Source organism: Oscillatoria sp. CS-180 (assembly GCF_028330965.1).
Taxonomy (GTDB): domain Bacteria; phylum Cyanobacteriota; class Cyanobacteriia; order Phormidesmidales; family Phormidesmidaceae; genus Halomicronema.
The window spans coordinates 24,496-45,792 of the sequence record NZ_JAQMUB010000045.1 but is presented as its reverse complement, the minus strand read 5'-3'; the positions used below and the strand labels follow the sequence as shown (position 1 = coordinate 45,792).

The 21,297-nt window shown below is 48.8% G+C and carries 19 protein-coding genes; 11 read left to right on the top strand and 8 right to left on the bottom strand.

All coding sequences use genetic code 11. The annotated features are described in order from the left end of the window. Positions 1 to 113: 113 nt before the first annotated feature. Positions 114 to 740 carry a precorrin-8X methylmutase gene (locus tag PN498_RS11310; protein ID WP_272062869.1) on the top strand — a complete coding sequence of 209 codons (627 nt, stop codon included), beginning with the start codon at positions 114 to 116 and terminating at the stop codon, positions 738 to 740. A 59-nt stretch (positions 741 to 799) separates the two neighbouring features. Here the strand turns inward: PN498_RS11310 and hpsL are convergent, their stop codons facing one another. Both hpsL and PN498_RS11300 read right to left on the bottom strand, forming a co-directional pair. Next, positions 800 to 2,464 (bottom strand): hormogonium polysaccharide biosynthesis protein HpsL, encoded by a 1,665-nt coding sequence (gene hpsL, locus PN498_RS11305; protein WP_272062868.1) that lies wholly within the window; start codon positions 2,462 to 2,464, stop codon positions 800 to 802. A gap of 181 nt (positions 2,465 to 2,645) precedes the next feature. Beyond that, complete coding sequence (locus PN498_RS11300; RefSeq protein WP_272062867.1) at positions 2,646 to 4,022, bottom strand: pentapeptide repeat-containing protein; 1,377 nt, start codon at positions 4,020 to 4,022, stop codon at positions 2,646 to 2,648. Positions 4,023 to 4,290: 268 nt separating this feature from the next. Between PN498_RS11300 and PN498_RS11295 the strand changes: the two genes are divergently transcribed. Together PN498_RS11295 and PN498_RS11290 are read left to right on the top strand one after the other, a co-directional pair. Next, the gene (locus tag PN498_RS11295; protein ID WP_272062866.1) at positions 4,291 to 5,166 is read left to right on the top strand and encodes an SDR family oxidoreductase; all 876 of its coding nucleotides are present in this window, start codon (positions 4,291 to 4,293) and stop codon (positions 5,164 to 5,166) included. A gap of 539 nt (positions 5,167 to 5,705) precedes the next feature. Continuing rightward, on the top strand, positions 5,706 to 7,028 hold the full coding sequence (locus tag PN498_RS11290) for a hypothetical protein (RefSeq protein WP_272062865.1): 1,323 nt from the start codon (positions 5,706 to 5,708) through the stop codon (positions 7,026 to 7,028). Between the two features lie 105 nt (positions 7,029 to 7,133). Here PN498_RS11290 and psb35 read toward each other — a convergent pair whose 3' ends face one another. Beyond that, positions 7,134 to 7,355 (bottom strand): photosystem II assembly protein Psb35, encoded by a 222-nt coding sequence (gene psb35, locus PN498_RS11285; RefSeq protein ID WP_272062864.1) that lies wholly within the window; start codon positions 7,353 to 7,355, stop codon positions 7,134 to 7,136. 483 nt (positions 7,356 to 7,838) lie between these two features. Between psb35 and PN498_RS11280 the strand changes: the two genes are divergently transcribed. The 5 genes from PN498_RS11280 to purU all read left to right on the top strand — a co-directional run bounded on the left by PN498_RS11280 (position 7,839) and on the right by purU (position 13,152). Next, positions 7,839 to 8,501, top strand: a complete 663-nt coding sequence (locus tag PN498_RS11280) for a glutathione S-transferase family protein (protein WP_272062863.1) — start codon at positions 7,839 to 7,841, stop codon at positions 8,499 to 8,501. Between the two features lie 119 nt (positions 8,502 to 8,620). After that, positions 8,621 to 9,433 (top strand): ABC transporter permease, encoded by an 813-nt coding sequence (locus tag PN498_RS11275; RefSeq protein WP_272062862.1) that lies wholly within the window; start codon positions 8,621 to 8,623, stop codon positions 9,431 to 9,433. A 53-nt stretch (positions 9,434 to 9,486) separates the two neighbouring features. Further along, entirely contained in the window at positions 9,487 to 11,409 is a 1,923-nt protein-coding gene (locus tag PN498_RS11270) for a Gldg family protein (RefSeq protein ID WP_272062861.1), read from the top strand. Between the two features lie 4 nt (positions 11,410 to 11,413). Further along, positions 11,414 to 12,241, top strand: a complete 828-nt coding sequence (locus PN498_RS11265) for a DUF4340 domain-containing protein (protein WP_272062860.1) — start codon at positions 11,414 to 11,416, stop codon at positions 12,239 to 12,241. 44 nt (positions 12,242 to 12,285) lie between these two features. After that, entirely contained in the window at positions 12,286 to 13,152 is an 867-nt protein-coding gene (purU, locus tag PN498_RS11260) for a formyltetrahydrofolate deformylase (RefSeq protein WP_272062859.1), read from the top strand. Positions 13,153 to 13,210: 58 nt separating this feature from the next. Here purU and PN498_RS11255 read toward each other — a convergent pair whose 3' ends face one another. Continuing rightward, positions 13,211 to 13,444, bottom strand: coding sequence for a DUF4327 family protein (locus PN498_RS11255; RefSeq protein WP_272062857.1), 234 nt, complete (start codon positions 13,442 to 13,444; stop codon positions 13,211 to 13,213). A 573-nt stretch (positions 13,445 to 14,017) separates the two neighbouring features. Here PN498_RS11255 and thrS point away from each other — a divergent pair. Beyond that, positions 14,018 to 15,817 (top strand): threonine--tRNA ligase, encoded by a 1,800-nt coding sequence (gene thrS, locus PN498_RS11250; RefSeq protein ID WP_272062856.1) that lies wholly within the window; start codon positions 14,018 to 14,020, stop codon positions 15,815 to 15,817. Positions 15,818 to 16,094: 277 nt separating this feature from the next. Further along, positions 16,095 to 16,571 carry a M67 family metallopeptidase gene (locus PN498_RS11245; protein WP_272062855.1) on the top strand — a complete coding sequence of 159 codons (477 nt, stop codon included), beginning with the start codon at positions 16,095 to 16,097 and terminating at the stop codon, positions 16,569 to 16,571. Here PN498_RS11245 and PN498_RS11240 read toward each other — a convergent pair. Continuing rightward, positions 16,568 to 17,008, bottom strand: coding sequence for a Fur family transcriptional regulator (locus PN498_RS11240; protein ID WP_272062854.1), 441 nt, complete (start codon positions 17,006 to 17,008; stop codon positions 16,568 to 16,570). The genes PN498_RS11245 and PN498_RS11240 overlap by 4 nt on opposite strands. Positions 17,009 to 17,281: 273 nt before the next feature. Here PN498_RS11240 and PN498_RS11235 point away from each other — a divergent pair, with 273 nt between their 5' ends. Continuing rightward, on the top strand, positions 17,282 to 17,818 hold the full coding sequence (locus PN498_RS11235) for a ferritin-like domain-containing protein (RefSeq protein WP_272062853.1): 537 nt from the start codon (positions 17,282 to 17,284) through the stop codon (positions 17,816 to 17,818). Between the two features lie 159 nt (positions 17,819 to 17,977). Here the strand turns inward: PN498_RS11235 and PN498_RS11230 are convergent, their stop codons facing one another. The 3 genes from PN498_RS11230 to PN498_RS11225 form a co-directional block, all read right to left on the bottom strand. Beyond that, on the bottom strand, positions 17,978 to 18,577 hold the full coding sequence (locus tag PN498_RS11230) for a (2Fe-2S) ferredoxin domain-containing protein (RefSeq protein ID WP_272062852.1): 600 nt from the start codon (positions 18,575 to 18,577) through the stop codon (positions 17,978 to 17,980). Further along, complete coding sequence (locus tag PN498_RS28585; RefSeq protein WP_442951414.1) at positions 18,574 to 18,831, bottom strand: Asr1405/Asl0597 family protein; 258 nt, start codon at positions 18,829 to 18,831, stop codon at positions 18,574 to 18,576. The genes PN498_RS11230 and PN498_RS28585 overlap by 4 nt, the downstream gene beginning before the upstream one ends. Positions 18,832 to 19,423: 592 nt before the next feature. Further along, the gene (locus PN498_RS11225; RefSeq protein WP_272062851.1) at positions 19,424 to 21,130 is read right to left on the bottom strand and encodes a mechanosensitive ion channel family protein; all 1,707 of its coding nucleotides are present in this window, start codon (positions 21,128 to 21,130) and stop codon (positions 19,424 to 19,426) included. Between the last annotated feature and the right edge of the window lie 167 nt (positions 21,131 to 21,297).

The following is a 21,297-nucleotide window of genomic DNA, read 5'->3' as shown; positions in this document are numbered from 1 at the left end:
TCTGGATCAGAGCAATTCCCGGTAGTGCTGTGTAAACAATTTCAAAGAAATTGATTCTTCCTGAGAGCCTATACTATAGGCACAAACCTGTGCCGCTATGTTGGGAGTCAGCAATGGAATGGCATATCAGTGATGCCCAAAGTCTAAGGGTAATAGACCGCCAAATAGGTGACCATTTGTTTACTCCCTCTGAATACGAGCTGGTGCGGCGGGTTATTTATGCAACTGCCGACTTTGAGTTCGCTTCCCTAGTTCACTTTTCAGAACACGCATTGACATCCGGTGCCGCTGCATTAGCTGCTCGGACAACCATCATCGTGGATGTACCGATGGTGCAGGTGGGAATTGCGCCACCCATCCAAAAAACATTTGCGAATCCGGTCTATTGCAGTATGGATGCCTTGACCCGTCCTCAGAAGGACAAGAGTCAAACCGCTTGGGGCATTGAGACGCTGGCACAGCGGTATCCAGAAGGCATTTTCATTGTGGGCGAATCTCAAACGGCCCTAGAAGCCCTAATTGATTTAATTGAAGCTGGTCAGATTCGTCCGGCTTTGGTGGTGGCTACTCCGGCCGGCTTTTTAGATATTGATGTCCTCAAACACCGCTTGCAGGACTCCATGATTCCTAATATTCGCATTGAGGGGCAGAAAGGCAATCCGGTCCTAGCAGTCTCTATTATGAATGGGCTGATTGATTTGGCCTGGCAAGCTTATGGCAATGCGCCTAAGGCTATGTAATCTTTTCCAAACCGTTTTTGGGTCGCTCGTCTTCGAAGAGGACTGGAGAGTGTGGGCAATTATTTGAACTCGACCGCAGCTTGTGATTTTTTGAGCTGCTTGAGTTCTTTTTTAGTCAGCTTTCGCGCAGAGTCTTCCTCTTCGCTCTGTCTCAAGCGTTCCTGGCGGTCAATATCCGGTAGCTTCAGGGCAATGCCTGCTGCTAGCCAGTAGTAGACGTTAACCGGATCGACATCAAGTGGGTAATAGTAAGGAAAGTAGCTGATGAACAACACGAAGGTGAACATCGAGGCTCCATATCCGCGTAGATTGGGATCTTTGATCGAGCGATAAGCCTTAAACGTCGTGATAACCAGGACGGTGTAGACCCCCAACATCAAAAACAGACCAATTGGGCCAATCTCATAAAGAACTTTGGAATGATAGGTTTCAACGAGAACGGTATCTCCGAAAGTCCGAGCGGCGTTGGTTGCCCTTCCCAAGCCTCGACCCAGTAAGCCTCGCTGTTTATTTATTGCCCACTCAATCTGCTCGATAATAAACGTCTGAGGTGGAGCAGCATTCCAGCGAGACTGAAAGCTTTCAAAACTTTGAGTTACAACTTCTGAGTATTGGATAGCGGCAATGCCAAGAATCACCGCTAAAGCGATACCGATGGGCAAGAAGCGTTTGAGATTGAGAATCTGACCCGTTAGAAAGAGAAGCAGAATAATAACGAAAGGGACGAGGGCAAGGGCAATTCGTTGGCCTGAGAGGACCGCCATGATGAAGACCATTGCCATGGAGACGAGGCCTAGGATACGCCAGAGGGGAGAGCGATCGCTAAACGACGTGCCGAAAGTGAAAAAGGCACTTGAGATTAGAAACCAACCCCACTGCCACGGCGCAACAAAGGTACCTGGTAAGCGTATTTGTCCCTGTGCCGGTGCGTATAGTAGTGCTCCTCCAACGAGGCATCTGGAGTCGAGTGATGCCTTAAACAGTTCATCTCCTGTTCCTATAGTTCCTTGACAGTACCCTGTTTTCAACATCAAATACTGTAGCAGTGCTAGTCCACAACAGATGATGATCAGAACCACCTGAGAGCGCAGCAGAAAATAGAGGTCTTGCTTAGTTCGAATTAAATAATAGATGCAGGTAATCAGCAGCAGATATCCGACCAGGGCCTTGATTCCCAAAACACCAACCAACAGGGGAATTCCACCAGAGTTAGACAACTGCTGGGAGCCATTCACGAACAGAAAAACAGCAGTTAGAAACGTGCCGTAGATAATCAGCGGGATCTTCAAAGCGGCGGGAATGATAAGGGGCTGCTTGTACTTAGCACAGAAGAGAACAACGGCAACGAGTGCGGGAAAAAAGATGGCGTCTTTTGCCAGCTGAAGAATAGCGCTGCCGCCTAGGGCATAGGTGACGGTGCCGCTAAAAGGCAAATAGAAGATGAATCCATAGATGGCATAGCGAGGGAAACGAGCTGAAAGCGCTAGACAGGCGATCGCCAGTCCGGCACCGATACCCAATTTAGGCTCCAGGACGAAGCTGGCGACCAAGGCAATGATTGCCGAGATGATGGCCACAGTCGTCGCGTATTGAATGACGGCCTGACGGTTTCTAACCCGTTTCCTCTCAAGCTTGCGCTGTTCCTTGCGAGAGAGTTCTGGCGTGCCGTTGTGGGATGCTTGAGAGTGATTTCCGTCCTTTTTTTGGGCTCGTTTCTTCCGCATGTAACCAGCAAAGTGAGTGATAGCAACGATGCCAAAAGGCTCGACGGAGCGATCGTAGAAGGCACCGTTTCAAGAAAAGCTTGGAGGCGTCTGTGCTTTGAGCAATATGCCCTAACTGGGCGAAACAGACTCACCCCTCTAAAACTTTTACAGAAAAGTATACGCCAACCCGCAAGATTTCCTACCGGCCCAAACAATTAGGAATGCCTTCGCAACCGCCTGGAATGGTTTCACGGGTTTTTTCGCCGCCCCAGCGACAGCAGTACTGGCGCTGCTCCTCAGACATCCGCTTCACATTGGAGAAGTCAGCGTCCTCAACGACCGCTCCGGTATATTCTCCAGTCTCGAAGCTAGGTGGAGCTATCCGACTACGAGGAGAGGCGACATCAGGAGACCCATGAAAGAATTTCGCCCCCATGATGTCGGCTTTTGCTAAATTTGCCTGATAAAGAATGGTTCGCACAAAGTTGGTTCTAACTAAGTCGCAACTGCTTAGATCGGCCCGAATCAAATTGACATCACTTAAATCGGTCCATCTTAAATCGTTGTTGCCGAGGTTAGCATTTGCCAAAATCGCACCCAAATCAATGACTTTGACGCCTCGTTCACGGTCTTCGGCGTATCCCCCTTTGCCATCTAAAATGGGACGTCCCAAATGCTCATCACGCTTAAGCGGTGTCAAAAGTTTCGAGCGAGACAAAAATCGAATAATTTTGGCTTTTCCAGGTGCATCGATACTGCTCAAAATAGCGGCAGTTCGAGCCTCAGCAATGATGCGCTCTTGAGGCCAATCTTCTAGCAGTCCTTCATCATCAAGCACAAGGTCTGAAATGCCTTGAAAGTAGGCATCAATGGTTTGCTGCTGAGTAATTCGATTTTGCTGAACGGTCAGATCACGGGAAATGATGTACTGCCGCCATGCGACAAACAGGGCCAGTAAAGCGACAAAAATTTGCCCGATCGCTCCTAAAAAATCCCCAAAGGATCCTAAGATAGTCCACGGTAGCGTCACACTCCAAGTCTGAACAGAGCGATTGATCCCGATCGCTTCCGATAAGCCATATAGTCCAATGACAAAGGCGGGAATGGCAACAATGATAGAGCGTTGCTGAGGCGACAAATCTGAGAGCAAGCCCTGTAAGGACGGCCACATCAGCCCCCAAGACAGCACCAGCGTCAACAAGGCACCAATTAAGGTTAGCCAAGACAGATTGAGAACAACTCCCGAAACGATACAAGCAATGCCGCCCAAAATGACTATTACGGCAGGTGGGCTTTTACTAAGTTTCGCACCCCCACTAGTAGCTGCGTTGTCTTGAGAAGTCAGAAGAGCAGTTGCCTCCTCCTGAGGACTGACTTTGCCATTTTGAGCCGATGCCGCAGGTGCAGCAGGAACGATTCGTCTTTGAACTGGATGCGTTTCGGTCCCAACGCTCTGAGAAACGTCTTCATCAACATTCTGACTACTAGCCTCTCCATTACTGTCAGAAGAGGCTGGAACCGAAGTGTTATCGTTCCGAGCACTTTTTTTATTCTCAGGATAAGGACCAGAATTCATGGAGGAGTTCTTTCCAAGACCAGATTCACCGCTCAATGTAGCCTGTTCTGACAGAGTTAGACAATTCTTCTTAGGTCAGACGTCATACGGATAATCTATTTATAAACTGGAGCGAAAGATGGACGCTTAGACCATAAAACACAAGTATTTTGATAAGCGTCCCAATGATTACAGCTGCACGTCTGATTGACCTATATTTTATCGATTAACGTTGTTGCAATCCGTACAGAAAGTATTAGCGCGTCAACCGACGGCAATGGAGTGAAGAGTGCGATCGCTTTTGATTACAGGAGCCAGTGGTTTTCTAGGAGGGCACGCCTGTCAACAGTTGGGTAATGACTGGCAGATTTGGGGAACTTATCATACTCAGCCCATTACTTTGACAAATGGCACAGCCCAGCCCCTAGACTTGACTGATAAAGCCTCTATTCGGACTTGTTGGGAAACCGTGAAGCCAGAGGCAGTGCTGCACTTGGCTGCCATTTCAAAGGCTGATCAATGTCAGCGGCAACCTGATATCAGCCATCAGGTGAATGTAGATGGTGCGGTGGAACTAGCTAAGCGCTGTGCCGCAGACGGTATTCCATTTGTTTTTGCCTCAACTGATTTGATTTTTGAGGGGACTCAACCGCCTTACTTGGAAGATGATCAGCCTACGCCTGTGAATATTTATGGGCAACAAAAGGCTGCTGCTGAGGTAGAGATTGCAACCCTCTATCCTGACGCGGCCATCTGTCGATTACCACTACTGTTTGGAGCCGCAGCCCCTACAGCAAACTGTTTTTTGCAAGATCTTCTGGCTCAGGTTGCCGCCGGTGAGACCTTGAATCTTTTCACCGATGAGGTTCGCACACCTGTGGACGCTGCCGATGCGGTTCGTGGGTTGAATTTAGTACTACAAGAGGGCATTACGGGATTGCTGCATTTAGGAGGGCGGCAACGTCTCAGCCGATACGAGTTTGGTCTGATGATGGCGCAGGCTTTTGGCTTTCCCGAGACGGTTATCAAACCTTGTCTTCAGTCTTCAGTACAGCTCTCTGCTCCTAGACCCAAAGATGTTTCTCTCAATAGTGAACAGGCGTTTTCACTGGGCTATGCGCCGCAGGCCGTTGAAGAAGCTCTACGGGCGATCGCAGCAGCTTGACACTGAAGATGTGGCTTTGGCTCTCTAGGCTTGTGACCCAATAACGTTCGGATGCTGAAGGCATGGCTAGATGGCTCGCCGTTTTGTTCTAACGGAACTGGCGACGACTACAAGCCAAACCCTTATAGGACACGGGCTATGAAGTAAAGCCGTTGGTGAGTCAGGCAGTGTTGTCCAGCTGAGGCGGTCATCGCAGGAAGCCGGATTCATCTTACGGGCCTAAGATTCCGGAGAAGACCTACCAATCTTCTGACTGTCTGTCAGAAAAGAAGGTTTCCAGGAGTGTCCGAATGGATCGGACTGAAGCGCTTATAACAGCAGAATACTTTGACCGTAAGGGATCATAGCGTCTGACAAAGGACGGTGCTAATCGTTCGTACTGGCATGAGATGTCCACTCAACTGTCACACCCTCAAAGAGTGACACACCCCCACATCCCCATCCCAGGGTCCCTAGCTACAGTAAGGTTACTTCGACAGAAGTGAATGCGATTGACGCCCCAGGGCGATCGCCCCAACCCCTAGTTTTGTGCGCTACCAATGCTTATGAATCGCTCAATATCGACTGCTTCTATAACGACCCTTTGCACTCAGCAGCCCGACTACGTAGGCGGGAATCAATCCAGTAACGTATCGATTGGTCATGCAGGAGTTCATTCTACTTCTTCCCAGACCAATCCTGAACCTATTAAAGATAGTTCTCCGGAGGTTCCTCAGCCCTCTCCAAGATTCGTTGATTGGATTATGGACGAGTTTCGACAAAGTCTGCCGGACAAAGTGAGTAGCTTGAAGCCTGTTGCGACTCGGCTAGCCAATGAGGTAGAACGTATCTGCCGTATGAGTTCTCGGATTCAATCCTCGGGCGAAGTCGAGCACTGGCAGCAATCCCTTGCTCGCCATCGAATCACTAAATGTTTGGCCTATTTCAATCTTGGTTCCAGTCGGGGACGGGTGGAACTGCATAGCACACTAAGTGCGATCGCCTACCGCTACATTGCACCTCGTAAGGCTCAGCTTGGTTTTGATGGACGCTACACCTTGTTAGAAGACTTTTTACAGGGCTTCTACATTGAGGCATTAAAAGCGTTTCGTCGAGAGAACGGAGTGGATAAAGACTATTCTCCCCGGACACGCTTAGAGCTGTCAGAGTACATGACTTTTTGTGAGCAGTATGCCAAGCGCCGCATCACGATTCCAGGCGCGGTCAATCAGCAAATTATTGTTCTGAGAGCGCAAACTTTTGCCCGTCGGCAGCCCGACGAGACTTCCGTTGACATCGAACGGGCTATGGAGTCAGCTAAGGCTGATGAAATGGATGGTGCCAGTCGCTCGACAGCACTTCAACAAGTGCGAGAACAAATGGTGACTGACTCCATTGATCCAGCTGATCAAGTGCTGCGCGATCGCATTATTCAGGAACTCATTGAATATCTAGAGGCTCAAGATCAGCACGACTGTATCGATTATTTTGTGCTGCGATTACAAGACCTACCCGCTGCTGAAATCGATGAGATCCTAAATCTAACCACTCGTCAGCGGGACTATCTACAGCAACGCTTTAAGTATCACGTTGAGAAGTTTGCTCAGGTCCACAACTGGCAGCTCGTGCACCAGTGGTTGGGTATTGACCTGGAACATAATTTAGGTCTATCTGCTGATGAATGGGGAGACTTTGTTGATACGCTTGAGCCATCTCATCAGCGCTTGCTTCAGTTGCGTCGCAGCCAAGTTAGAGCAGGCCAGCTAGAAATGGATGCCGATGAGCTTTCTGAGCTGTTGGACTGCACGCCCAAGCGCGTGAACCGTCTATGGGGACAAATTTTGAACCTCGCCTGGAAATACCGTAATCAGCGAGGAGGCTAATGTGGCAGAGCATCAATCCAGCGATCGCTCTAAAGAATGTGCGATCGCTGTGCCACCTATCTTTGGCTTAGGACAGTTAGCGTTTGCCCACCTCCAAGCCTATGATTAGCGCTCTGTCTCGGTCTTCTGAGGTTCTACATTCTTATTAACATCGGGCACCCAATCTGGTTTTTGGGCATCTTCCCAACCAGCAGGCTTTTTAGAGTTATACCAGGCAATAGAGCCAGCAGTTACGGCGGCAATGAAGCCTCCTACCAGAAGCAGGACCAACGTAGAGTTCAATGCTGCGGTGTAGCCCACATCCGCTAGGGTCAATAATCTAAACATGAACCTTGTTCCTCTTTTTTTAACTTTTGATAGCGACTTGTCAAAAACCGCGCAATCTGTGTCTTTCCAAACTCAAAAAGTTACAGAAAGCAAAGACAGTCAACCCCCAGCTGAATAGCTGAACCTACAACACCGTTATGCACGCGATTCTCGATCACTTATGAGGCGAAGTATATCAAAAGGTCTCGTACTCAAACTCTGGCCTGAGAAAGATATAGTTTTAGCCATCGAGGAAGTGCACTTGGTACCTGGTCCATAGCCAAACGGCTCACCGTCTTGCCCTAACGGAACTGACGAAGGCTGTAGCACTTCTACTTGATTTTTTGGAAGAGGGGATATCAACAGTGGCTTAGAACGATTCGGTAGTCGTTCAATGCACATGGCTTCGAGGTCAGCTGCTTTCTTATATAAATTGGGTCTATCAATGAGGTCTCTATTTCCAAGTTCTAAGATGGGCAGATACTGACCATTGGAGGCAGTTGAATGCTGACTTTGTACCATACCCCTCTGTCTGTAAACTCACGACGAGTTTGGGTTGCTCTGTTGGAAAAGGAACTCCCGTTTGAAACGGTAGAGATGCAGCTTTCTGGCGACCAAATGCAACCCGACTTCCTCAAGCTAAATCCTTTTCACCACATCCCTGTGCTAACGGATGACGGGTTTACGGTAATTGAGTCTTTTGCCATCTTGGATTATCTAGAAGCAAAATATCCAACGCCTTCACTACTACCCAAACCTGCGGAAGCGATCGCTACCGTTCGCATGGTAGAGATGGTCACTCTGAATGAACTGGTTCCAGCCTTCAATCCACTGGTTAAAAAAATGATGGGTTTTGGACAGGAGGATGAAGCAAAAATTAATCAAGCGCTACAGAAAGCAGAAGTTGTGCTCCAGTTCTATGCTGACAAATTGGGAGAAGGTCCCTTCTTCGGCGGTGAGCAGTTGACCTTGGCTGATGTGGTTGCAGGCACTTTCGCTCCCTTTTTTGAACAGCTTGGACTTCCGATGACACAGTATCCATCTTTGCAAACGTGGGTAACTCGGCTCATAGAACGTCCTGCCTGGAAGACAACGCAGCCATCCCAGGCCGCCGTTGATGCTTTTCGAGAGCGGATGCAGATGCGGATGGCAGCACAGGAACAGTAGAAGATCTAAGAGTTCGCCAGCTTTGGCTATTCTTGTACAGGCGCAGATTGAGTTCTTGCAACCTAAGCGGCGGACAAAATTCTAAACTTTTTGAGATAGCGCTAAGGAGTTCAACAACCGTGCAAACAGTCCTCAGCAACCTGCTAGCGGTTTATCGCCGTGAATTACAAAGCTATTTTGGGTCACCCCTTGCCTATGTGATTGCAGGGGTTTTCTGGCTAATGGGCGGCTTTTTCCTCGTCGTCATTCTTTTCAGTCCTGAAGCGGGACTACTGGCACAGGTTGCTCAGCGAGACCAAGTCCGACAGATGGGTGCTACTCTAGCGCCACTGGATGTAGCGTATGAATTTCTGCGAGCTTATTTGGGCGTTTTGGGATCGCTCTCCATGTTCGTGTTGCCTATTCTCTCCATGGGGCTGTATGCGGAAGAACGCAAGCAAGGAACCTTAGAACTCTTGGCAACTTCTCCTGTCACTAACTGGGTCGTGGCACTTGGCAAGCTTTTAGCCGTCGTTACCTTTTATGTCGGAATGGTATTGCCGTTGATGCTGTGTGTGGCGATCGCCCTGGGCAATGCTGAACCGCCTGTTTCTGCCAATCTTTTGCTGGTAGGCAATCTGGGATTAGTTCTCCTAGCTGCCAGCGTGTTGTCTTTAGGCATGTTTCTGTCGTCTCTAACCAGTAGTACAGTCGTCGCAGCTTTTATGACCTTTGCTCTTGTTGTGTTTCTGTGGATTGTAGATGCCATAGCCAGGGCTGTCCCTGGCTGGGTTGGTGACTCTCTCAATCACCTCTCAATGTTGAGGCACTTCACGGGGTTCACCCAGGGGATTCTTGACTCCAGCAGCATCATTCTCTTTTTGTCCTATAGTCTTCTAGGGCTTTTTCTTACCGCTCAGTCAATTGAAGCGCTGCGGTTTCAACGCAACTAGGCTAGAGCCAATCTTTTTCGCGGGTAGCAGATCACCATTACGACATCGGAAGTATGAAAGGGATTGCATTTTCAGCAAAATGGTTGAAATTTCTAACTTGGCCCGGTTTGGCCTGCATGACGGCTGGCTTGGTCTCGGGTGGCTTAACGGGCTGGGAACTGTTACCAACGGCACTCCTGATTTTGGGTATTGGGCTGTTGCTGTTGGGCTTGAGCTTCAGCGGCAGTCAAGCCGGGGCTTTTTGGCAGCAGCGATCAACTCAAGCGGGAACTAACGCGACGGTGGCGACGATCGCCGTTCTGGTCATTTTGGGGTTGGTCAACTTCTTGGCCGTTCAGAATTCAGCCCGATTTGATTTCACCGAGACACAGCTTTTCACCCTAGCTCCGGCCTCTAAAAAGATTACTCGCAGTCTTGAAGAACCTGTTCGCATCGTCATTTTCGATCCGGTTCAAAATCCGACTGATGTCGAACTTTTGGAAAGCTACCGTCGCGAAAGTGACCAGTTCAGCTTTGAATACATTGATCCCTTTGCTAGTCCAACTGTTGCCCAAGCCTTTGGCGCTAATCAAGCTGGGATGGTGTTTCTGGAAGCAGGAGACGATCGCCGGTTTCTGCAAATTATTGGTGCGACGGCTGGTGCTGATGGCTCAGGCAGTGCGGCTGGCCTGTCTGAACGACAGATCACGAATGCGTTGGATCAGGTCGTGAGCGATCGTCGCCTGGCGGTCTATTTTGTGGAAGGACACGAAGAACCACCTATCGATGGCTCCGAAACAGGGTTTTTGCAGGCGGTTGAAAGTTTAGAGGACAAAAGCTATCAGGTTCGTCCCCTCAACTTAGCTGAGACTCAAACCGTTCCTGAAGATGCCAATGTTGTAGTTGTTGCTGGCCCGGCTCAAGATTTCTTCCCGGCTGAAGTCGATGCCCTCAAGGATTACCTGACGACAGGCGGGGGACTGCTGCTGCTGCTGGACCCCAGAGCCGATGCTGGTCTCAATCGCCTGCTGGATGATTGGGGTGTGATTCTAGACGATCGCTTGGTGTTAGACACCTCTGGAGCGGGTCAGTTCGCTGGCTTAGGTCCTGCTGCTCCCATCGTTTCAGATTACGGTGACCATCCAATTACGCAAGAGTTTGGTGATGGGCGATCGTTCTTTCCCCTGGCTCGTCCTGTCGAAAGTCGGGAACTGCCCAATACGACAGTGACTCCGCTGCTGCTGACCAATCCCCAAAGTCGAGCGGAAGCGATTTCAGACGAAGGAGACCTCAATTTTGATCCCAATGCTCCTCCCGAAGGCCCCTACGTATTGGGTGTTGCCCTGAGCCGACCCGCTGAAGATAGCCCTGCTGAACCGAGTACCAGTCCTGAAGAAGGGACCGAAGACAATGCTGAGACAGAAGACAATGCTGAGACAGAAGACAGCGATACCGCTGAGGCAGCCGATGCGGAAGCTGAATTAGATACAGCAGAAGAATTAGACCCGGCAGAGGAGAACGATGGGGCTGACCCTGCCTCAGAATCTGTAGAGGATTCTCCAGAACCTGAAGACATAGACGCAGCAGAGAACACAACTGAAGAGTCGGACGATTCAACCGAGACAGAGGTTGACGGCGCAGATTTACTAGAAGACGATGCCTCTGCGGCACCAGACACGACTCCTGAGGTTGCAGACGATGTGACTGAACTAGAAGACGCTGAACCGGAAGAGTCGCGACTGGTGGTGATTGGTAACTCTAGCTTTGCCGTTGATGGTTCCTTTAATCAGCAACTTAACGGCGATTTGTTCCTCAACACGGTCAACTGGTTGGGGCAGGAGGCTGATGCAACGCTCTCCATTCGACCTAAAACGGTGACTGATCGCCGAATTCAAATGACAGGCCAACAAGCCTGGGGATTGAGCATCTTTTCGCTGCTGATACTGCCGCTGACAGGGTTGGTATTAGCAAGTTTGATGGCGTTACGACGACGGTAGAGATATGAAGCTACAGCGCAGCACAGTGTCTTTAGTGGCAGTGGCTTTGCTTTTGGGTGGCGTAGTCCTGCTCACTCAGGCTCGGCAGTCCAACCCAAACCACTCAACAACTGCACAAGGAGAGTCCGAAGCCTCACCTGTATTTACATTCGACGAGGCTGATGTCGCCGAACTGCACGTCGAAACCAAGGGCCAAGCTGTCTCCTTCGAGCGAGATGAGGAAGGACTTTGGCAGATGACGGAGCCAGAGGAACATCCTGCTGAGGAAGCGGCGATCGCCTTTCTCCTCAGTCGCCTGACGACGGATGGCTTAGTGCAAGCGATTACCTTAGATGCCGACAACCAAGCTGAGTTTGGACTAGAAGTCCCTTTCGCCACGGTAGATTTGACCCTGACCGATGGCAATACTCACTCGCTAATTCTGGGAGATGCTGACTTCAGCGGTCAAAATTATTACGCGCTGATAGACCCGGAAGCCTTTCCGTTACCAGAAGCATTGGGAGAGGTCGATGCCGCGATTGTTTCAGAAAACATCATTAATGGTGTTGATCGTCCCCTAGAAGAATGGAAGGCGATCGTGGAAACGCTTGCTCCTGGCGAGGAAGATACGTTAACGAATGACGAAACATCCGATACTGATGACGATGATCCTGAAGCCTTTCAAACAGCAGAGGACTCTGAACCGTCTGAAGCAGAAGACCTAGATGAACTCGCCGCAGAAGATGATTCAACCAATTCTGATGAGGCAATCGACAACTCTGAATCGGATGAAGACTCCACTGACGATGCTGAGCTATCTGAAGATGCTGATGTTAATACCGCTCCAGAGTAACTTTGCTCAACGTCTGCACTAACGCCCCTGATCCCATCTAAAGTATGACTCACCGCCCTCCGTCACCTTCCGCCACCCTATTAATCTCTTGCCCAGATCAGCAGGGACTTGTGGCAAAAATCGCTAACTTTATCTACTCGAATGGCGGAAATATTATTCATGCCGATCAGCATCGGGATGAACCCAGTGGTCTTTTCCTATCCCGGATTGAGTGGGGCTTAGAGGGGTTTAATCTGCCCCGTGATTTGATTGGACCTGCCTTTAGCGCGATCGCCCAACCGCTACAGGCTCAGTGGCAGCTGCGCTTCTCAGACGCCATTCCTCGCATTGCTATTTGGGTGAGCCGCCAAGATCACTGCCTGCTGGATCTGCTGTGGCGTCACCAAGCCAAAGAATTTGCCGCTGAAATCCCGCTCATTATCAGCAATCACACCACCCTTAAACCCACTGCCGACCAGTTCGGCATTGATTTTCAATACCTCCCTGTTGCCAAGGAGACCAAAGCCGAACAAGAGAAGAAACAGCTTGAGATTCTTAAGCAATACAAAATCGATCTAGTTGTGTTGGCAAAATATATGCAAATTTTGAGCGGTGATTTTTTGACTCACTTCTCCAAAGTCATTAACATTCATCACTCTTTCCTGCCCGCTTTTATGGGAGCGCAACCGTACCACCGTGCCCACGAACGCGGTGTGAAGATTATTGGAGCAACGGCTCACTACGTTACTGAAGATCTAGATGCCGGGCCAATCATCGAGCAGGACGTTGTACGGATTACCCACCGCGACGATGTCAAAGATCTTATTCGGAAGGGCAAGGATCTCGAAAGAATTGTCCTTGCCCGGGGCGTTCGACTGCACTTACAAAACCGCGTTTTGGTCTACGGCAATCGCACTGTTGTTTTCGCCTAGAGTACGCCATCTATTGAGGCTGGAGAGTTTGACGGACGAAGAGGAAAGCGATCGCGCTTTACTCATCTTCCCAAGACTCAACCGCCAGCAAATCGCTGATGGGATCCTTAGTAGAAAAATCAAAGTCTTCTAATTCTTTGCGCCAGTGGGACCATTCATCGCCAAACAGAAACGCAATTTTCCAAATACTGTCGCTTGGCTTTACGACTTGTCGCTTGACCAACGTCTGCACTTGCCTTTGAAACTTGGCCATCGGGTGAATAACCTTTTGGCTGGTTGTGGTTTCACTCATATTCGCGTTTGAAAAACCTTTCACAAAATTACAAAAACAGTCGGATCGCCTCTCAAGGGCTTAGTAGAAAAGAACTTCACTCGCTGCAAAGCTTGGCATAGACGCTCAGCACTCGCTTTACCGTGCTAAACACTCACTCAATCTTCTCCCGTAGCGGTGAAAAAAGTCTAAACAGCCTCTGAAACTATTGAAACGCTGCTTATTTCGTTTTCAGTTGCACAAGATAGCACAAGAACGTACATCATTCGAGGAAACTTAAGCTCGGTTAACCGAACCAGTCAAACCATGATGACTCTGCCCAGGCGTCAAATCTGGCACTGTAAACGCCTAGATAACATAACACTTCAAATTGTCTCCATCAGGAACGCAGACGAATATATTTGAAAACAGCCGTATGAAGATAAGAACACCTCTTTGCGGACACAGAAAATCAAAGACCAGTGGCATCTCTACAGTTCAGGATCAGCCTCAACATAACTGCGGCTGCAAAGATTACACTGAAGATGCTGCAAACAGCATGAGCCTTTGCCTTACGCTGTAGAATTATCGTTCTGACATCTCTTCGCTCTTCCTATGGACCACGCAGGCGACTCCTCTGAAAAGATCCATTTACCTCGCACTAGCGAATCTGAAAATCTTAGGCGCATCCGTCACACCTTTTCTCATGTGATGGCAATGGCAGTGCAGAAATTGTTTCCTAAGGCACAGGTAACCATTGGTCCTTCGATTGACTATGGCTTTTACTATGACTTTGACAATCCGGAACCTTTTACTGAGAAAGACCTGAAAGCAATCAAAAAGCAGATGATCAAGATCATCAATCAGGGGTTATCGGTCGAACGCGAGGAAGTTAGCCGTGAGGAAGCCAAGCGCCGTATTGCAGAACTCAACGAACCCTACAAGCTTGAAATCCTAGAGGGGCTAGAGGACCCCATTACGCTGTATCACCTTGGCGATCAGTGGTGGGATTTGTGTTCGGGTCCCCACGTTGAGTCCACTAAGGTTTTGCATCCTAAAGCCTTTGAACTAGAGAAGGTGGCAGGGGCTTATTGGCGTGGTGATTCTAATCGAGCACAGCTTCAGCGTATTTATGGAACGGCTTGGGAAACACCAGAACAGTTGGCAGAGTACAAGCGACGGCGTGAAGAAGCGAAGCGCCGTGACCATCGTAAACTAGGAAGGGAATTAGGGCTGTTCGTGTTCAGCGATGTGGTGGGACCGGGATTACCCTTGTGGACCCCTAAGGGCACGGTATTGCGATCGACCTTGGAAGATTTTCTTAAACAAGAGCAGGTAAAGCGCGGCTATCAGCCTGTGGTGACGCCTCATGTGGGTCGAGTGGACTTGTTTAAGACATCAGGACATTGGCAGAAGTATAAAGAAGACTTGTTTCCTATGATGGGCGAGTCGGAAGACGAGGGATTTGTCCTGAAGGCGATGAACTGTCCCTTCCACGTACAGATTTATCAGTCTGAGCTGCGCTCCTATCGGGATTTGCCCATTCGCCTGGCGGAATTCGGTACTGTATATCGCTATGAGCAGTCAGGAGAGTTGGGCGGTCTAACGCGAGTACGCGGCTTTACGCAGGATGATGCTCACCTATTTGTAACGCCGGAACAGCTAGATGACGAGTTTCTCAAGGTTGTTGACCTAATTCAGGCAGTGCTAAAGGCTTTGAAGATGGACACATCTTTCAAGGCACGACTCAGTTTCCGAGACCCTGACTCTGACAAATATATTGGCTCTGACGAAGCATGGGAAAAATCTCAGAATGCTATCCGTCGAGCCGTTGAAACATTGGGTATGAGCCATTTTGAAGGCATTGGTGAAGCCGCTTTCTATGGTCCCAAACTGGATTTCATTGTACAAGATGCTCTTGATCGACAATGGCAGCTGGGCACCGTTCAAGTTGATTACAATTTACCTGAACGGTTTGATTTACAGTATGTCGCTGAGGATGGTAGTCGTCAGCGTCCTGTAATGATTCACCGTGCTCCTTTTGGGTCTTTGGAACGGCTGATTGGCATTTTGATTGAAGAGTACGCAGGCGATTTTCCAGTCTGGCTGGCGCCGGAGCAAATTCGTTTACTGCCAGTGACGTCTGAACTGATGGGCTACGCACAGCAGATCGTTGACCGCATGAGGCAGCAAGGCATTCGGGCTGAGGTGGATACCAGCGGCGATCGCCTCGGTAAACTCATCCGCAACGGCGAGAAAGGCAAGATTCCGGTCATGGCGATTGTGGGAGCCAAAGAGCAAGAGGCCAATGCTCTCAGCATTCGAACTCGTGCTGCTGGAGAACTGGGCGTAATTCCTGTCGATGAAGTGATTGAAAGATTGCAGGCTGCGATCGCTGCTCACGGCGATTTCTAGCCACTGCCGTAACGTTCAATCCTGGCCAGATGCGATTCCTAGACATTCCGGCAGAAATAGGCTCACCCTTTCAAAACAACAAGAAAGCTTATCCGCCTTGGTCTTGAATTCTGCATTTTGACTTTCGCGTAGCAGTACTAGCCGCTGTTTGGCTTCTCATGAGGCGTTTCATCCCTGCCCCGGGGAACCTTCTCCGTAGAGTCTCGTCTCAGCAAGTATTGACCTTTACGCGAATGTGAAGAGGTAGGGATTGGTTACTCCCTACCTTTTTTTGTTGATGGCGTTAATTTTTCAACCGGATCAGATTCATACCATGAGGGTCCACGCGGAACAGACCTATCCGGAGGAATGCTGCGGCTTGCTATTAGGGACTCATGACCCAAAGCAGGGCGATCGCCAGGTTTGTGAACTTCGACCCTTAAATAATGATTGGACGACATCGGTTAATCCGTTTGCCGATAGTGATGCATCTACGGTCAGTAAACGTAGCCGATACTGGGTTGATCCCCAAGCCTTGATGATGGCTCAACGATATGTCCGTGAGCAAGGGTGGGTTGTTTTAGGCGTTTATCATTCGCACCCTGATCACCCTGCTGTACCATCTGAGCGCGATCGCCAGTTGGCCTGGTCAGACTATTCCTACCCGATCTTGTCCGTCATTGCGGGCAAAGTCACAACGATTGCGAGTTGGCGGTTAGACGACGAGGGGCGCTTTCAGTTAGAAGTTGTTATTGACAGTAAGAAGCAATATTAGGGGTAAACACAATCCGAGCAAATCCCGTAGACAATAAATTGGCAATCCAGAGGGGAAAACCCTCGACTGATGGCTTCATCAGTGCCTAAGTTGAGGACTGAAGCGTCTTCGAATTCCTGGACTTTGCCGCATTGTGTACACACTAAATGATGGTGAGTACTGGCTAAAGGATTACAAAGCTCATAGAATTTGCGCTCCTCAGCTAGTGTCAGCTCTCTCAATACACCCAGATCCACCAAAAGATGTAGCGCTCTGTAAACGGTTGAAACGCCAATCTTTTCGCCATTCCCCGAAAGCTTCTGATAGATATCCTCAGCGCTGAGATGTTGACCATCAGGAGCCTCTTTGATAACTTCGAGTATTTTTTTGCGCTGGTTCGTGAGACGAAACCCTTCTTGATTTAGGAGAACTTTGAAGACTTCAGATTTCGAACTCATGAGAAACCATTTTTGATTGACACAACCCAAATAATTGACTATTGAAAAATGTTTTCAGTACAACTTTCCAAACTTATCGATAGTGGTTTTCAATACCAAGAAATACGACAAAAAGATGAGTAGATAACCCCTGATAATTTGCCTTTAGTTAAGCTGAAAAAATCTGAAAAGAACGATAAGCTCAATAGGTACTTACAAATTTCTAGATCTATACTTGATAGATCCAAACGAGTCGTTTGAAGTTTGTATTTTGCTAATAGCGAGGGAGAGAACATGCCAATTACAGAAACCCTTTTACAGAATTATGGCGAACTTGCGGGGAATGTCATTCTTCTGGATAAACCAGTTACAGAGCCTATTGTTGAAGGGCTGGGAATCGCCTACGCGAGCTTTGTAGCGCTTTATCTGCAATACCAAAAACAACATTTTGTTGTAGAAGGTTCTGAATATTACATGCTCCATGAGTATTTCTCTGAGAGCTATGAAGAGGTTCAAGAACATGCCCACGACGTTGGAGAAAGACTGCACGGATTGGGTGGCATTCCAGCGCTCTCGTTCAGCAAACTGGCTGAATTGAGCTGCTTCGAACCTGAGGGAGATGATATTTATCGCTGCCGAGTGATGATAGAGCATGATATTAGTGCTGAGCAGTCCGTCATTGAAATGCTTCGTCGTTTGGCGAGTCAGGCAGAAAGTTTGGGCGATCGCGCTACTCGCTATTTACTTGAGCAAATTTTGCTGAAAACTGAAGAGCGTGCTTATCATCTCGACCATTTCCTGACTAAAGACAGCTTGAAGTTAGGTTGGTAAAACATCAGAACTTCAGACCAACTTTCCCACATCTTCTGAATCCCGGAGGTGTGGGATTGGTTTAAATAAATTGCTTTGACTGACTTTTTTTGGCATTTTCGTCAAAAAAGACGGTTCGTATAGCTACTCTTACCCACCAACTCTTCAATCATCTACAAGCTATGAATTTTTGGAAATCAAAGAGAGTGCTCGTTCCGGTGTGACTCCGTTAACGACTTTGTTAGACGATGAAAGACGTATATTAGGACCTTTCTTACACGCTTTCATACAGCCGACGCCTTTGACAGAAACATGCTGCAAATCAGGATTGGTGTCTGCTGCTGACTGCAACGTTTGTAAGATTTGCTTACCACCCTGCTTGAAGCATTTTCCTTTGGTACACACTTGGACACAGAGCGATCGCGGAGATTCCAGGGTCTCAGCCTCTGGCTTGGGTTGGGGTCTGTCTGCCCAAGCTTCTCGCAGCGCCGCCGCCTCAGTATCAACTAAAGGCATGATGTTGATGCCGCGCCACTTGTCTTCGTCTTGGTAAGCCCAGACCTGAACGAAGGCACTGGGAGACAGCTCACACACTAAGACGGGCCGTAAATACTTTGGTAATTTGATGGCATAGTCTTGGCGATCAGTTCGAACGACGAGACCTTTGATCTTGCCCTTTTCAGATCGCAGTACTTCTACAAACTGACCTTTGAGCACGACGCCTCGGGGGCGGCCTAGCTCAGCCTTTGATACTAAATCAATTTCGTAGTTCGATTTCATCGGTCCGTTACGTGCCTCCAACAGTTTTCTAACAGCTCCACAGTCCTATCGCGAGAGAGTGTCAATCTTCGAACAATGCTCCAAACTTGCAGGGCTGCTGTCGGGCTTTCGACTACAACTTGTAGGGGTTGTCCACAACTGCAATGGCAGGTGATTGAAAGCTCCTTCAAGCGAGCGAATGCATTCCAGCGCTCGATTGGATCAAGCTCCAGAGTAATGGTCTGACTTGGCAAATCTGTTTCAAGGGTGTCCATAGACTCTTGCGTGTAAGGAAGACAGAAAAGAGCGGTGCAATGGTTAATGTTGCTAGGAATACATCTGACTAGACCAAGTCATTTCCTACATCAATAAAAGATCTCTATATCGTTGTTAATCCGAAAAAACCCTTGGCAGGAAAGGGTTTTAGAGCCTTCGGCTACAAGCTAAAGTCGCAATTGGCTTTTCCTTATTGAGTTTTACTTACAATAAAGTACCCAATCCTGGTTTTTATTGCAAGCTGTTTTCAATAAAAATGTTGTTTGGCGAACAATCCTGATGTCTTGTAGGCTGAAATCCTTACATAAGATATGGCCGTTCCCGGTTCCATCAGGACAGAACGGCAAGCTATTACCAGCATTCGGACGCTGTTGGATGCCTAGTGGTCTGCCAATTTTGAAATCGTGAGTGAGTTATCCCGGCAAGTGCTGAGACAAACCATACGTTGCTCTGACTCTCGGTTCAGCAAGTTGCGTGCATTCGCCCCCGGAATGGGGGCTTGGGGGGCAAAGCAGTCAGTCTCGACTCAACTGCAAGATTTGGATTGACTCACAGTTTCGAGCTTGACGCTGCAAGAGTGCATCCAGTTAGTTAGCGATCGCCGCCATCCCCATCTCCGTCTGCATCACTACCCTCAGAGTCATCGTCGCTGGGCACTGTACGAGGCTGTCGGTCGGTCCTAGCTTCGGTCCGTTTACCGTTGTGCTCTGTCTTCTGATCGCTGCTTTTCTCAGATCCGTTATTTTCCAGGGCGATCGCCCCTCCCTTCAAATTAACCATCAGCTCATCAGCAGAATGGAGCCAAATGTCGCGCTGGGGAAAAGGAATCGGATTATCGGATTCTTGTACTGTCAGCATAAAGCGACGCCGATATTCCCGCGAAACATCCCATTGTTTCATCGGCTGAGTTTTGATCCAAACGCGAATAATCAGGGCGCTGTCCCCAAAATCATCTACACCTAGAATTTGAGGATCTTCCAGAATAAGTTCTCCCCATTCAGGATCCGCCTTCAGCTCATTACCAACCTGACGGGCAATCTCAATCATTTGATCAATGTCAGCATTGTAGTGAACCGGGAGCTTGAGATCGGCTCGTGACCAAAGCAGTGAATAATTGGCTACACGGGTGATCTCGTCAGTCGGAATGGTAATCAGTCGTCCTTCGGCATCTCGTAATTGAGTAATTCGCAGATTGAGATTTTCGACAACGCCTGCATCCTCTCCAATCTTGACCACATCACCAATGGCAAACTGATCCTCCAGCACAATAAAGAACCCCTTAATGGCCCCTTGCACCAGATTTTGCGTCGCTAAGGACAAGGCCAAGCCAATGATGCCCACGCTAGCAAGTAGCAGCCCGATCTCAATTCCTGTAACGCTTAGAGCGATGACAAAGCCGATCGCTATCCATACAAAATTGGCAATATTTTTGATGACGCTCGATAGCGTTGATATCCGAAGTCGAGTGCGGCGAGAGTAGGTCCCACTCAGACCTTCCTCATCGGTCATTCTGATTAACAATTTATCGATAATCGCATAGGTTAGGCGTACACCCACATAAGCCACCACTACGACGATCAGAATAATGATCGGTACTTTCAGACCAGATAGAACTTCTTCTTGAATTGCCCGCGTTTCTGGAAACCGACCGAGCGTCCATAGCACAGCACTCGCGATCAAACTCAGCTGCAGGACGGGCAACACCAGTTCTCGAATATCTTCTAGATTGTGCTGCTGATTATCAGAAACCGTATTTTGATTAAGCGTTGTGCTCAAACCTCTCATACTCCATCGCAAAAGCGGATCAGATAAGAGGCTTAGCAGCAATATCGCCAACATAGCGACTCCGACGGCAATCCCAGCGTAGATAAACTGTCTCTCACGATAAGCAGGCTGGCGCTCTTGATAGCTACGAGCCAATGCATTGGGAATAGTTTGTCCTAGCCGTTCAACCAGTGCGGAAGCTGTTGTTCCCTGTAAGTTGGCGTCTTCCTGAGTAATGGTCATCAGGTAGTCAGTATTGACATAAACCTTGGGTTGTCCCTCATCCGTGGGCTGATTGGAAACAATCGCAGACGGATTTTCGAGACTTAAATACTGATCTCGGATCTGCTCTAGGTTGTTTTGAATTTGCTGACTGCGATAAGTGACTATTGACTGAGGAGCCGCAACTTGGAAAACATCATAGCCATCTAGCCCGACCCACCCTAGAGTGTATGAACTGTTCCCACCGCCGCCAGTTCCGGGAAACTGCATCAAAACAGGGGAATTTGCCCACCCTGGCAAGGCAGTCATCATTACTATCAACAGGGAGCATAGAAACAACGTGATTCGGCGAGCGAGTCGGGAAGATCTCAAGGAAAAGATCTGGAACATTGATCTACGCATAGAAAACACAGTGTGAGTCGGCAGGTAATCGAGAGAGTTCGAGCAGAATCGCTACTGGTCTAGCTAGGAGTGAAGGC